The sequence below is a fragment of the Pseudomonas sp. S2_H10 genome (assembly GCF_054668285.1).
Map to the genome: position 1 here is coordinate 190,249 of NZ_CP162754.1, position 14,202 is coordinate 204,450.

The following is a 14,202-nucleotide window of genomic DNA, read 5'->3' on the forward strand; positions in this document are numbered from 1 at the left end:
GAAGAACCCCATTTCCGGGGGACGTGGCGGCCCCGGTCTGAGACTTAGGTCTGATATGATTGAGCAATTACAGGTTGAGCAGAACACCATGAATCGTCGCAAGAAACTGAATCAGATACTCAAGGCCAACGCGAAAAAGGCCAGTGCCAAACTGGCACCGAAAAGCAAGGATAAATACATCAGCAAGGCTGACCGGTTGAAGCTGGCTGCCGAATCCGCTCAAGATCCTGTCGTTGCCTGCGAAAGCTGATCCCGGCAGCCCGGCCCCCTGAACCAGCGGGGCTTTTTATCACCACACACTCAACGAATACCGGTGCCCGCCATGGACTCCGGCACCCACTGCGCCGTCGATAATGGCTCGATGTAGCGGATGCCGCCGTGAGGGCCCACCACGCCATTGATGTTGTAGGTGCCTTTCGACAGGTCGTAGGTCATGAACGGGGTGGCATCCGGGACCTGCTTGTCATAGCTCTGGCTGAAGAAGGCGAAGGACCCGCGATAAAGCTGGCCACGGGTGTCGTACTGGTCGGAGGCGACCGCTGCCCAGGTGTCTTCATCCAGGTAAAAGCGGCGCTTCTGGTAGATGTGCTTGGCACCGGGCTTGAGGTTGCCCTCCACGACGTAGACCCGGTGTTTTTCCCAGCGTACGAAGTCCGGCGCAATGAAATTCGGCGTGGTCAGCGATTTGGCTTCGCGAGCGTAGGTGAGCTTGTAGGTATTGTAGGGCACGATCATTTCCTGCTTGCCGATCAGCGTCCAGTCATACAGCTCGAGTGCACGGGCGGTACCGGGGTTGGGCGTGTCGTAGGCCAGGATCGAAATCTGTTTGACCCGGCGCTGGGCCGGCATGTACTGCCAGGCACGGCCGGGACGCTGCAACGGGTTGGTGGCGTTCTTGAGCATGATCGACTCGCCGGCACGCCGCGCAGGTCCGGTGTAGGACAGCTTCAACTGGTAGTAGATGTCGGAGTTGTTGATCGGTTTCGCCATGTTCTCGTAGATCGGGAAGGAGACGAACGCCTCGCCGGTGACAGCCAGGCTCGCCACGCCGGCCGTGTCGACGCTCCAGGAATCGTACTTGGAGTGGATGTTGACGCCCTGGTAACGCAGCAGGAAATTCCACATGGCCTCGGCGCCCGATTGCGGAATGGGGAACGGCACACCGGGCAGAACGTTGTCGAACGCTATCCCGCCGTTGAGGGACCGGGCGTTGGTGGCGTTGCTGCGACTGTTGTCGAGCACCGCCTGCGGCAGCGATGCGGTGCGGTGGGTCGGGTACACGTCGACGCGAAAGCCGGGGTAGCGCTTGGCCAATGCGACGGTGGTGGCGGTGAGCATGCCTTTGTAGGCATCGACGTTCCTGGCGTTGATCACCAGCAGCGGCTGTTCGCCGGCAAAGGGATCCGGGCGCATGCTGTCGCCGGACTTGAAGCTTGCGGGGGCAGTGGTCAGGCCACCGCTGTAGGGCGGAATGGAGCCGTCGGCATTACCGGCCTTTTCGGCCCCCACCCACGTCAGGCTGGCGCCGAGCCGGGCGGCTTCCTGGTTCGATACGGCGGCATGGGCATCGATGGCCAGCGCCATGAGCGGCACGGCGGCCAGAAGACGTTTCACTAATTTCATATTGTTATTCTCCTGCCTGGCGTACCAGGCAACTCGTGACACAGGCGCAACGGTCGTATCCGTCGGCTCGATGCCAGAGACTTTTTAGTGCCTCCATTAAAAAGCCCCCGGGTCGGGGGCGCTTTTCATTCGACGACAGTCCCTTGGCTATTGATGACAGGCTCCTTGTCGAACCGCTGAATCGGTTGTCTCGGCCAGGTCATTGCGAATAACTTGTGGCCTGTCTCAAAGTTGGCTTTAAAGTGAACAAATCGTTGAAAAAAACAGCTATAAGTTTTAAATGACAGTTTGATGGCATATTGATATCGGCCGGTCAGCACGTATCGGCAGTTTTCTGGCTCAGGGAGCCCTGATGAGTTTTCGTACATTGACCGACTCCCGACGGCAATCGAGCCATGGCGAAGTTGCCGCACTTCAATCCACAGTGAATCCGGATACTGTCGGCATGGCTTACGCTGGCAACGACGACACGATCGAACGCTTGCTGGACGCCGCGCGCAACTGGACCCATGGCACCGCCTGGGTGTTTTACCGCGCCGGTGAACAAATGCATCGGGTCGGGCAGGGCGACCCGCAGGTGCAATGGCCTTCAAGCATTGCCAATGAAGACTTCGACGCCTTTTGCCACGCCTCGAACCTGCACCGTTGGCCGACCGGCAAAGGCGAAAGCGTGCTGGGTTGGCTGCTGGCACCGCTCAACGATGCCGCAGAGCCGGCGCTCGCCGGGTTTGCCCAGCGCCTGGGCAACCAGTTGCAGACCGACACCCTGGCCCGTGCGCAGGTCACCCAGCGTGTGCTCTACGAAATTACCTACCTGGCCAGCTCGACCCGTGACCGCTCGGTGTTCCTGGTGGGGGTCCACCGTCTGCTGGCCAGCCTGATCGACGCCGAGAACTTCTATCTCGCGCTGTATGACCCGCACACCGGCAAGATCGATTACCCGTACTACGTCGACATCATTGACCCGGAAGCGCTCGAAGCCGAGAACTACGAATACCTCGATCTGTCGCACATGTCGCTGACCGGCCAGGTGCTGACCTCCGGCCAGCCATTGCTGATCGACGCCGCCGGGATTCTCGCAGCGCAAGCCGAGCGGCGTTTCTACTGTGTGGGCGAGCGTCCCGAGTACTGGATGGGCGCGCCGCTGAAAAATGCCTCGGACGACGTGTTTGGCATGCTGGCCATGCAGGTCTACGACGTTTCCCGCACCTACAGCGCTGAAGACCGTGCCTTGTTCCTGGTGGTGGCGCGCCACGTGGCCATGGCGCTGGACCGGATTCTGCACCGCGAGGACCTGGAACAAACGGTGATGCGTCGCACCCTGGAACTGTCGGCGCTCAACGACGCCTTGAGGCAGGAAGTGGCCGAGCGCGAGCGTGCCGAACATCTGCAGAGCGCGCTGTTCCAGATTGCCGAACTGTCGAGCAAGCCCGGTGACATGGCCGAGTTGTTTCAATCCTTGCATGGCATCGTCGGTGATCTGCTGTTCGCGCAGAACTTCTACATAGCGCTGTTCGAGGACGCGACCGGTGAAGTGACGTTTCCCTATTATGTCGATGAACGCCAGACCACCTGCCCGGCGGCACGCCGCGGGCGCCGGGGCTTGACCGAGTACGTGATCCGTCAGCGCCGGCCTTGCCTGATCGACGTCGGCGAGGCTGAGCGACTGTCTGCGCAGGGCGAGATCGAACTTGCCCAGGAGTCCGTACGCTCGCACTCGTGGCTGGGCATTCCGCTGTTCGAAGACGACGTGGTGCGGGGCGTGCTGGCGGTACAAAGCTATACCGCGCAGGTGCGCTATACCCAGCGCGACCAGGAACTGCTGACCTTCGTCTCGCGGCACATCGATACCGCGTTGTCGCGTCGTACGGCCGCCGAAGCGATCCATGCCGCCAACCTCAAGCTCGAAGCCCGGGTGCAGAGCCGCACCCGCGAGCTCGATCACGCCAATGCCAAGTTGCAGCACGAAAACGCCCACGATGCACTGACCGGGCTACCGAACCGCACCTACCTGCAACAGCGCCTCAATGTCGCCTGGTCGCGTTTTGGCAGCGAAGGCGGGCACCTGGCGGTGATGTTCATCGACCTCGACCGCTTCAAGATGGTCAACGACAGTCTCGGCCACCATTTCGGCGACTTGCTGTTGATGCAGGCCGCTCACCGCTTGCGCGGTTGCCTGCGGGACACCGACATGCTGGCGCGCCTGGGCGGCGACGAGTTTTCGGTACTGGCGCCCGAAGCGCCGCTGGAGGTGTTGATCGAAATCGCCGAGCGCATCCTGGTGGCGTTCGACCTGCCGTTTTTCATCAACGGCTATGAGGTTTTCTCGTCCTGCAGTATCGGCATTGTCAGTGCCGACACTCAGTTCCACCACGAGCCCGCCGACTTGCTGCGCGATGCCGATGCGGCGATGTACCGGGTCAAGAGTGCCGGGCGCGACAGCTACGCGGTGTTCAACCAGGAAGTGCGCCGTGAGGTCTCCGACCAGGTCGAGCGTGAAGGCGCCTTGCGCAACGCGCTCAAGCGCACTGACGAACTGCTGCCGTATTTCCAGCCGATCGTCAGCGTCGAAACCGGCGAACTGTTGGCCCTCGAAGCGCTGATCCGCTGGCATCAGCCGGGCGGCCGGGTGATCGCGCCGGGCGAGTTCCTGCCGGACTTCGAGGGCTTGCGCCTGATCGGTCGACTGGACCTGTACATGCTGACCAGCATTGCCGCGATCCTCGCTCAACCCGAACACGCCAACTGGCCTGCGGTGCACGTCAATTGCTCGAGCTACAGCATGACGCGTCCCGATTTCGCCACTGAAGTGCTGGCCCTGTTGGCGCAGCACGGGGTCTCGCCCTCACGGATCTGCCTGGAATTGACCGAAGGCGCGCTGGTCGCCGAGCCGGCCATCGCGCGCCAGACCATGCAGCAGTTGGCAGACAATGGCATGTCGGTGGTGCTCGATGACTTCGGCGCCGGGTTTTCGTCCTTGAGCTATGTGCATCAGTACCGATTCAGCGGTTTGAAAATCGACAAATCCTTCATCCTCGAACTGACCACCAGCGCCCGCAGTCGTGCGATCGTCCGGGCGATCGTGCGCATGGCCGAATCGCTGGACCTGAGCGTGGTGGCCGAAGGTGTCGAGGATCAAGCGACGCTGGAGCTGTTGCGCGAAATGGGCGCAGGTCAGGCGCAGGGTTATCATTTTGCAAAGCCGATGGCACTGCAAGCGCTGTTGGCAAGTTCAATGCTCGGTCCCCAGGGGTAGCCTGGACCGGAATGGCTTCACCGTTGTCTGCTGGCTGGAGCATCCGATGCCACCCATCATCACGCCCCTGGTGGCGCTGTTGGTTCTTTGCCTGGCGCTTGACGTGTCAGCCCAGAGCAACGGCTGCCCGGCCGGCGAGAAGCAGGTGTGCCTGGACGGCTGCATCTGCCTGCCAGACATGGTGCCCGAGGACATCTACCAGATCGCGACGCCGGCCCTCGCGCTGTGGCTGACCCAGGCGCGTGCCGAAGCCGCCAGCGCCGGCACCCGAGCCATTCCACCGCACATCCGCGAGCAATTGCTGGCCTGGTACGACCCGGGCGTGCTCGATGCCGCGCGCTACAGGATCAGCGACAACGGCCAGTTCAGCGCCGCCACCGCCATGCTGCAAAACCCCGATATCGGTGCCGTGACGCTGATCGACGTCATCCTCTTTCGCGACCCTCAGGCGGCAGAACAGGACGTCGCACTCTGGGCCCACGAACTCAAGCACGTGCAGCAGTATCAGGAGTGGGGGGTAGGGGGATTTGCCCAGCGCTATACCCATGACTTCGATGCCGTGGAGGCACCGGCCTATGCCATTCAAGCCGAGGTCAGGCGGTCGCTGCGCCAGGTGACTGACTGAACCTTGCCGATCCATTCCATGTACTACCCCTTAAGGAGTACTCACTCCGCGTGATAGGAAGTTTTTCTGCGATCCGCATACTTGTCAGGCCTTTGACAAAGTCATCCGCCTCCTGGCCAGGACGCTTTTTTTACCTGATAGGTCTGATAATGAAGCTTGAGCTCGTACAGTTGGCGTGTCGCGATGGCGATGTCGCCTACAATCTGGAACGCATTCTGCGGGCGATTGCCGAAAGCGCGCCGGGCACCGATATCCTGATGTTCCCCGAGTCCTACATCACAGGCTTTCTCGACCACCATAATATCGCCCGGCTCGCCGAGCCCATTTCCGGCCCCAGCGTCCAGGCCATCTGCGCTGCCGCGCGGGAGAGGGATGTCGCGGTGGTCGTGGGGTTGATCGAGCGCGATGGCGAACGCGAACGCTTCTACAACACCACGTTGTTCATTACCCCAGAAGGCGTGGCACTGAGTTATCGCAAGACTCATCTGTGGGTCGGCGAACCGGGCCTGGTGCTGCCTGGCGAGCGGTTTTCCACGGTGCAATGGCGCGGCGTGCGTATCGGCTTGTTGATCTGCTACGACATTGAATTCCCCGAAGGCGCGTGCGTTTTGGCGGCGCTCGGCGCGGAGCTGATCCTGATCACGGACGGCAACATGGAGCCCTACGGCCACGTGCACCATACCGCCGTCGCCGCCCGGGCCCAGGAAAACCAGCTGTTCGCCGCCATGGTCAATCGCGTCGGCGAGGGCGCCGGCGAAGTCTTCGCCGGCGGCAGCAGCGTCGTCGACCCGTTCGGCAGGCGGCTGTTTGAAGCCGGCGCGCAGGAGTGCCGGCACGTCGTCGAACTGGACATGACGCAGATCGCCGAGGCACGGGCGCGATATGACTACCGCACGGAAAAGCGCTTGAAATTGCAGGGTGCATTCGATGAGCAGCCGGACGGTCTGCGTGAGTTCCTGATTCCCTGAGCCACGAACGCCGACTCGAGTTTGCATAAAAACAATATGGCGGCGATTGCCGATCGATGGCCAATTCGCCAGGAGCACCCCATGAAAGCAATGCGTTTGCTGCACCTTGGCCTGTTTACGTTGTGCGGGCTGGGCACGGCCGTCAGTTGGGCGCAGGCCCCCAGCGTTAACCTGTACAACTGGTACGACTTCATCGCCCCTGAAGCGCCCAAGGAGTTCGAGAAGGAAACCGGCACGCCCATGGTGCTCGATACCTTCGACAGTTCTGAAGTCATGCAGAGCAAATTGATGGTTGGCCGCAGCGGCTACGACGTGGTGGTGGTGACGAACAGCGCGCTGCCCAACCTGATCAAGGCCGGCGTCCTCCAGGAACTCGACGGCAGCCAATTGAGCAACCGCGCGCACCTCGATCCCGAGATCCTCGCCAAGGTCGCGCAGAACGATCCCGGCAATCGCTACGCCATCCCCTACATGTGGGGCACCACGGGGATCGGCTATGACGTCGACCAGGTGACCAAGGTACTCGGGGCGGCTGCCCCGGTGGATTCCTGGGACCTGATCTTCAAGGAAGAAAACATCGCCAGGCTCAGCGAGTGCGGCGTCGCGATGCTCGACTCCCCCAGCGAGATCATTCCGATCACCTTGCACTATCTGGGCTTGCCGCCGGACAGCAAGAACCCCGAGGACTACGCCAAGGCCGAAGCGCTGCTGCTGAAGATTCGCCCGTACATCACTTATTTCGACTCATCACGGTTCATCACTGACCTGGCCAACGGCAACATTTGCGCCGTGGTGGCCTGGTCCGGCGGGGTGTACGACGCGAAGGTCAACGCCGAACGCGCCAACAACGGTCGCCGCCTGGCCTACAAGATTCCGCGCGAGGGCTCGTCGGTGTGGATGGAAACCCTGGTATTGCTCAAGGACGCCCCGCATCCGCAGCAAGGATTGAGCTTCATCAACTACATGATGCGCCCCGAGATCATCGCCAAAAGCTCCAATTACCTGGGTTATCCCAACGGCAACAAGAGCGCCACGGCCTATGTCGACGAGGGCCTGAAAAGCAATCCCGAGGTCTACCCGCCAGCCGCAACGCTTGCCACGCTGTTCCCCGACCAGCCACTGCCGCTGAAAATCGAGCGCCTCCGCACCCGGGTCTGGAGCAAGGTCAAAAGCGGCACTTGAGACTGGCTGAAACTCACACTGCCGCGAGCGCTTCATGCAATCCCGGGAAATCCAGACAACGCAATCCCTGTAGGAGCCGGCTTGCCGGCGATGGACTCAAGTGCGCCGCGTTTATCCGGTTTATACGCGTTATCGTTGACGACCATCGCCGGCAAGCCGGCTCCTACAAAGTCCGCGTCAATCCCGGGAAACCCCGACGACGCAATCCTTGTAGGAGCCGGCTTGCTGGCGATGGGCTTATTTCCTGTCCCATCGCTTGAGCGCGCAAGGCAACCCCGGTCTTCATCCGCACCCCGAGAATGACGAGCAAGAGGTGCCGGGTTTTCATGCGGATCGTTCTTGATGGACCGTTGATAAATTCAGGGTGAAAAACCACAGCATCAGGGCCGTCGTGCTGATCAAGGCACCCAGCAGGCTGACGGCTGTCCAGCCCCACAGCGCATAGACCTGCGTCGCGGCCGCGGCGCCCAGGGCACTGCCCACCGAGTAGAAGCACATGTAGGCACCGACCATGCGGCTGTGGGCGTCGGGTCGTGCCGCAAAGACGAGGCTCTGGTTGGTGACGTGTACGGCCTGCACGGCGAAATCCAGCAAGACCACACCGCAAACCAGCGCGATCAGTGACGACTGGGCAAAACCGATGGGCAACCACGACAGCGTCAGGATCGTCAGCGACATGCCGGTCACGCGTTGCCCCAAACCCTGATCGACCCAACGACCGGCTCTTCGGGCCGCCAGGGCTCCGGCGACGCCGGCCAGGCCGAACAGGCCTATGGCCGTGTGTGAAAGCGACAGCGGCGGGGCGCTCAACGGCAGCACCATGGATGTCCACAGCACGGAAAAAGCGGCAAAGTTCAGCAGGGCCAGCAAACCCCTGATGCGCAACACCGGTTCGGTCAGGAACAGCCTGAACAGCGAGCGGATCAGTGCCGGGTAGGTGTATCGACTGCGCGCAGGCACTGCACCAGGCAGCACCTTCCAGAACACCGCCGCGAGGGCCAGCATCAATCCCGAGGACACGAAGTACACGGCGCGCCAGCCTGCAAGGTCGGCGATCAGCCCGGAGGCAAAGCGCGCCAGGAGAATCCCCAGGACGATGCCGCTGGTGACGAAGCCCACGGCCTGGCCACGTTGTGACGGCGTCGCCAGCACGGCGGCATAGGCCACCAGTACTTGCACCACCACCGCCAGCAAACCCACAAGAATCATCGCCCCGAGCAGGGTCAGCCATTGCTGTGCGGCGCCGACCGCCGCCAGCGCAATCGCGGACAACAGCACTTGCGTCAGCACCAGGGCCTTGCGGTTCAATAGGTCGCCCAATGGCACGATGAACAGCAACCCCAGCGCGTAACCGACCTGGGTGGCCGTCACCACGACCCCGATCATCGATGGGGCAACCCCCAGGCTCAGGGTCATCGAATCGAGCAAGGGTTGAGCGAAGTAAACGTTGGCGACCGCCAGCGCGCAGGTGACGGAGAACAGTAAGGCAAGTGACGGGGAAAGCCCCGGGGACTGCGTGACGAAAGGGCGGATGGCGCAGTCGCAATCGACTGTCATATGAGTCTCCGAGGCGCTAAACTGGTTTCAATTAAAAACTTGATTGGATTGTTGCTGAATCAGGTTTCATAATGCAACCACTTTGCTCGGGGTCCCACGATATGGCCGAAGACACTTCATCCCAGGGCAGCGAATGCCCGGTCGCCAGAACACTCGAAGCCATTGGCGATCGCTGGTCGCTGATGATCATCCGCGACGCATTCGACGACATCCGAAGGTTCAGCGAATTCCAGAAAAGCCTGGGGGTGGCCAGGAACATCCTTGCAGCACGCCTGAAAACCCTGGTCGAGGTCGGTGTTCTCGACGTTCAGCCGGCGTCGGATGGCAGTGCCTACAAGGAGTACGTGCTCACGGACAAAGGCCGGGAGATCTTCCCGGTGGTGGTCAGCATGCGCCAGTGGGGCGAACGTCATCTGTTCAGGCGCGAAGAAACCCGCTCTGTGTTGCTGGACAATGCGTCCGGCCAGACGCTGATGCCGATGGAAGTGCGCTCTTCGAGCGGTCACACACTCGGGCCGTTCGATTGCCACCGAGTGCGAGTGGTGGCCGACGAGTCGTAATAACCGGGAATACTGCAGTCACTGTTGCATTCCCAACAGTAGTTCAACAGCAAGTGTCTGGCTGGCGATTGCATTATTCACTGAATTTTATAACCTATTGATATATAACGATTAAATCTCATGGCATGGATCATGCTCTATCTGGTCAAGGCTTCGTACCGACAGTCATTTCCAGGACTGTGCGGCCGTTGGCGGAGCCACCGTTAGAGTGAGGAATCCATGTCAGTTTCAGCCGCCTACCCGATCAATCAACCTTCGGCCCACGTGATCCGTGACGATGCCGAGGCCATTCGCATTGCCCATGAAGTCGCGGCGCTGTTGCAGGTTGGCGCCAGCGAGCGCGATCTGACGCGCCAGGTGCCGGCCGAAGTGGTCGACGCCTTTTCCAACAGTGGGCTGTGGGGCATTACCGTGCCTCGGCAGTACGGTGGCGCCGAGGTGTCTTATGCGACGCTGGCGCGGGTCATTGCGATTGTCTCGGCGGCCGATCCTTCCCTTGGCCAGATCCCGCAGAACCATTACTGCCTGCTGGAAGACATCCGTTTGCAGGGCAGTCACGACCAGAAGCAGTTCTTCTTCGACCTGGCCCTGACGGGAAACCGGTTCGCCAACGCGCTGTCGGAAACCGGCGGCAAGAACGTGCAGGACATCCGTACCCGCCTGGTCGCGGACGGCGAGGGCTATCGCATCGATGGGCGCAAGGGTTACTGCACCGGCTCGCTCTATGCCCACTGGCTGGGCGTGTTGGCCCTGGACAGCGAAGACCGCGCTCAGCTTGCTTTCGTGCCGCGCCATGCCGAGGGTTTGCAGGTGGTGGACGACTGGGACAGCATCGGTCAGCGCACCACATCCAGCGGCACCGTGCTGGTGGAGGGGTTGTGGGTGCCGGCCTTCAACCTGTTCCCGACTTACCGCTCCTACGAGCGTCCGACCCTGGCCGGGCCCTTTGCGCAGATCACCACGGCGGCCATCGATGCCGGCATTGCCCGTGCAGCACTGCGTGACACCATCGCCTTTGTGCGTGAGCAGGCACGGCCATGGATCGACGCCGGCGTGGAGAAGGCCAGTGAAGATCCATTGACCATCATTCAGGTCGGTGCCCTGGACATCCGTCTGGAGGCCGCCGAGGCGATGCTCGAGCGTGCGGGGCTGGTGCTCGACCAGGCCCGCTCGGCGCCCGATGAGCAGTCCGTCGCCGAGGCATCGCTGGCCGTGGCCAGGGCAAAAGTGTTGACCACTGAAATCGCCATCGAGGCCAGCAACAAGCTGTTCGAGCTGGGCGGCACGCGCTCGACGCTGCGCAAGCACAATCTCGATCGCCATTGGCGCAACGCGCGGGTCCACACCCTGCACGACCCGGTGCGCTGGAAGTACCACGTGATCGGCAACTGGTTGCTCAACGGCATCAAGCCGCCTCGCCATGACTGGTCCTGAGGACGCGCAGATGCCCAAGCAAATTCGCCTCAACGCCTTCAGCATGAACACCGTGGGGCATTTGTCGCCCGGCCAGTGGCGGCACCCGCGCGATCAGTCGACGCGCTACACCGACATCCATTACTGGATCGAACTGGCGAAAACCCTGGAGCGCGGCAAGATCGACGGGCTGTTCATCGCCGATGTGCTCGGCGTCTATGACGTCTACCAGGGCAGTGCCGACGAGGCGCTGCGCAGTGCCGCGCAAGTGCCGGTCAACGATCCGTTGCAACTGGTGCCGGCCATGGCTGCGGCGACTCGTCACCTGGGGTTTGGCGTGACGGCGTCGGTGTCGTTCGAGCATCCGTTTCCGTTCGCCCGGCGCATGTCGACCCTTGATCACCTGACGTCGGGGCGTGCGGGCTGGAACATCGTCACCTCGTACCTGAGCAGTGGCGCGCGAAACATGGGCCAGCAGCGGCAGTTGTCCCACGATCAGCGTTATGCGCTGGCCGAGGAGTATCTGCAGGTCTGCTACAAACTCTGGGAAGCCAGCTGGGAGGAGGGCGCGGTGCAGGCCGACCGCACCAGTGGGGTATACGCCGATCCGCGCAAGGTGCACGGCATCGCTCATCAGGGCGAGTTTTTCAGCGTGCCGGGCTTTCACCTCAGCGAGCCGTCGCCACAGCGCACGCCGGTGATCTACCAGGCCGGCGCTTCGAGCCGTGGCCGGGTCTTCGCCGCCGCCAATGCCGAGTGCGTGTTTGTCGCCGCGCCGAGCAAGGCGGTACTCAAGCAACAGGTCGCGCAGTTGCGTGCGGCGGTTTCGGCTGCCGGACGTAAAGCCGATGAAGTATTGGTTTTCGAGCAGCTCACCGTCATCGTCGCCGCGACAGACGCCGAGGCCCTGGAACGCCTGCGCGAGTACCGCGAGTACGCCAGCGCGAGCGGCGCCCTGACATTGATGTCGGGCTGGACCGGGATTGATTTCGGCGAGTACGCACCCGATCAGGTGCTGCGTGAAGTGCCCAGCGATGCCATCCAGTCGGCTGTAGAGGCGTTCACCCGCGCCGACCCGAATCGAACCTGGACCACCGCGGAAATTGCCGATTACTGTGCCATCGGTGGCGATGGCCCGGTGCTGGTGGGCTCGGCGAAAACCGTGGCTGACCAGCTCCAGGAGTGGGTCGAGGAGACCGATGTCGACGGCTTCAACCTGGCCAGCGTGGTCGCACCCGAGACCTTTGAGGCGGTGGTCGACCTGCTCGTGCCGGAGTTGCAGGCACGCGGGCTGTTCAAGCGTGAATACGAAGACGGCACCCTGCGCCACAAGCTCTTCGGGCAGGGCGATCGCCTGTCCGCGCCGCATCCGGCGGCGGCCTTGCGTGTGGGAGAGCCGCGATGAACGAATGGTTCACTCACGTCAATTGGGGCGAAGTGGCCGAGGCTTGCCTGGATACGTCGAGCATGCTCGGCGTGGCCCTGGGCTGCACGGTGTTGCTCGGCTTGCCGCTGGGGGTGCTGTTGTACCTGACGGGCCAGCGCCAGCTGCTCGAATCGCCCAGGCTCTACCGGCTGTTGTCGGTGGTGGCCAACGTGCTGCGCTCGATGCCCTTCATCATCCTGCTGATCGTGCTGATCCCGGTCACTACCCTGGTCACCGGCACATCGCTGGGCGTGCGCGGCGCGATTCCGCCATTGGTGGTCGGCTGTACGCCGTTCTTTGCCCGGCTGGTGGAAAGTGCCTTGCGCGAAGTCGATCGCGGCCTGGTTGAGGCCGTGCAATCGATGGGCGCCAGTACCCCACAGATCATCCTGTTTACCTTGTTGCCTGAAGCCCGGACCGGGCTGATCGCCGCCGTCACGGTCACCGCCATCGTGCTGGTGGACTACACCGCCATGGCCGGCGTGGTGGGCGGTGGCGGCCTGGGGGACCTGGCGATCCGTTTCGGTTACCAGCGTTTCCAGACCGATGTGATGGTGGTCACCGTGCTGCTGCTGATCCTGTTGGTGCAGGCATTGCAGATGAGCGGCGATCGCCTGGTACGGCATTACACACGGCGCTAAGCGCCGGACCTACCCGAACGCAGTAGCCGGGTACCGCTGCTGCAGGCCCTACGTCCACCTCACGACGGCCACTTTCCGATCATTCTGGAGTCATGAGCATGAAAAAGACCCTGGCCGCCCTCGCTGCCGTTTTATCCCTGAGCGCCCACGCCAACGAAAAACTGGTGGTGGGCGCTACCCCGGTGCCCCACGCGGAAATTCTCGAGTTCGTCAAACCGGCGCTGGCCAAAGAAGGTGTCGATCTGGATATCAAGGTCTTCAGCGACTTCATCCAGCCCAACCTGCAACTGGCCGAGAAAAACCTCGACGCCAACTACTACCAGTACCGGCCGTTCCTCGATGACTTCAACAAGACCCGGCACACCGATCTGGTGCCGGTCGTGGGCGTGCACATCGAGCCGTTCGGCGCCTATTCGACCAGGATCAAGAAACTCGCCGATCTGCCCGAAGGCGCCAGTGTCGCCATCCCCAACGACCCGGTGAACACCGGGCGCGCCCTGGTGTTGTTGCACGAAGCCGGGTTGATCAAGCTCAAGGACCCGAGCAATACCCTGGCGACGCAACACGATATCGTCGAAAACCCGCACAAGCTGAAGATTCGTGAACTGGAAGGTGCGTTGCTGGCCCGTGCGGTCAGCCAGGTGGACCTGGCCTTCGTCTTTGCCAACTACGCACTGGAGGCCGGTATCGACACCAACAGCGCGCTGATCGTCGAGAAGGGCAAGGACCTGTACGTCGAGTTCCTGGTCGCCCGACCGGACAACATCAATGATCCGGGTATCCAGAAGCTGGCCAAGGCACTGAACTCGCCGCAGGTGCGCGACTTCATCCTGACCCGTTACAAGGGCCAGATCGCTCCCGGTTTCTGATTGGCAGCAGGCGTGCCGGCGGTGCCCTGAGGTGCCGCCAGCACGCGCTTTAGCGCAGGCCCCGCAGGTATCGGGGCATGCT

General features: G+C 62.1%; 12 protein-coding genes. 10 read left to right on the forward strand and 2 right to left on the reverse strand.

Annotation, left to right across the window (positions count from 1 at the left end):
• The first annotated feature begins 88 nt into the window (after positions 1–88).
• A complete protein-coding gene (locus tag AB4O16_RS00735; RefSeq protein WP_160386998.1) occupies positions 89–250 on the forward strand; it encodes a DUF2986 domain-containing protein in 162 nt (53 codons plus the stop codon).
• Positions 251–300: 50 nt separating this feature from the next.
• Here the strand turns inward: AB4O16_RS00735 and AB4O16_RS00740 are convergent, their stop codons facing one another.
• Complete coding sequence (locus tag AB4O16_RS00740; protein ID WP_160386982.1) at positions 301–1,623, reverse strand: DUF1329 domain-containing protein; 1,323 nt, start codon at positions 1,621–1,623, stop codon at positions 301–303.
• A gap of 352 nt (positions 1,624–1,975) precedes the next feature.
• Here AB4O16_RS00740 and AB4O16_RS00745 point away from each other — a divergent pair, with 352 nt between their 5' ends.
• The 4 genes from AB4O16_RS00745 (at position 1,976) to AB4O16_RS00760 (ending at position 7,654) form a co-directional block, all read left to right on the forward strand.
• Complete coding sequence (locus AB4O16_RS00745) at positions 1,976–4,879, forward strand: sensor domain-containing phosphodiesterase (protein ID WP_460156739.1); 2,904 nt, start codon at positions 1,976–1,978, stop codon at positions 4,877–4,879.
• 46 nt (positions 4,880–4,925) lie between these two features.
• Complete coding sequence (locus AB4O16_RS00750; RefSeq protein WP_460156740.1) at positions 4,926–5,504, forward strand: eCIS core domain-containing protein; 579 nt, start codon at positions 4,926–4,928, stop codon at positions 5,502–5,504.
• A gap of 149 nt (positions 5,505–5,653) precedes the next feature.
• Complete coding sequence (locus AB4O16_RS00755) at positions 5,654–6,472, forward strand: carbon-nitrogen hydrolase family protein (protein ID WP_460156741.1); 819 nt, start codon at positions 5,654–5,656, stop codon at positions 6,470–6,472.
• A gap of 81 nt (positions 6,473–6,553) precedes the next feature.
• Positions 6,554–7,654, forward strand: a complete 1,101-nt coding sequence (locus AB4O16_RS00760; protein ID WP_460156742.1) for a polyamine ABC transporter substrate-binding protein — start codon at positions 6,554–6,556, stop codon at positions 7,652–7,654.
• A 324-nt stretch (positions 7,655–7,978) separates the two neighbouring features.
• On the opposite strand, the gene AB4O16_RS00765 is transcribed toward AB4O16_RS00760, so the two are convergent.
• A complete protein-coding gene (locus AB4O16_RS00765) occupies positions 7,979–9,211 on the reverse strand; it encodes an MFS transporter (protein WP_460156743.1) in 1,233 nt (410 codons plus the stop codon).
• A gap of 101 nt (positions 9,212–9,312) precedes the next feature.
• Here AB4O16_RS00765 and AB4O16_RS00770 point away from each other — a divergent pair, with 101 nt between their 5' ends.
• From AB4O16_RS00770 to AB4O16_RS00790, 5 genes are all read left to right on the forward strand, one after another.
• Positions 9,313–9,771, forward strand: coding sequence for a winged helix-turn-helix transcriptional regulator (locus AB4O16_RS00770; protein ID WP_160386976.1), 459 nt, complete (start codon positions 9,313–9,315; stop codon positions 9,769–9,771).
• A gap of 219 nt (positions 9,772–9,990) precedes the next feature.
• Positions 9,991–11,205 (forward strand): SfnB family sulfur acquisition oxidoreductase, encoded by a 1,215-nt coding sequence (locus tag AB4O16_RS00775; protein WP_160386975.1) that lies wholly within the window; start codon positions 9,991–9,993, stop codon positions 11,203–11,205.
• 10 nt (positions 11,206–11,215) lie between these two features.
• Positions 11,216–12,589 (forward strand): LLM class flavin-dependent oxidoreductase, encoded by a 1,374-nt coding sequence (locus AB4O16_RS00780; protein ID WP_160386974.1) that lies wholly within the window; start codon positions 11,216–11,218, stop codon positions 12,587–12,589.
• Positions 12,586–13,251, forward strand: a complete 666-nt coding sequence (locus tag AB4O16_RS00785; protein ID WP_160386973.1) for a methionine ABC transporter permease — start codon at positions 12,586–12,588, stop codon at positions 13,249–13,251. The genes AB4O16_RS00780 and AB4O16_RS00785 overlap by 4 nt, the downstream gene beginning before the upstream one ends.
• A gap of 98 nt (positions 13,252–13,349) precedes the next feature.
• Entirely contained in the window at positions 13,350–14,120 is a 771-nt protein-coding gene (locus AB4O16_RS00790; RefSeq protein ID WP_110657897.1) for a MetQ/NlpA family ABC transporter substrate-binding protein, read from the forward strand.
• Positions 14,121–14,202: the final 82 nt, after the last annotated feature.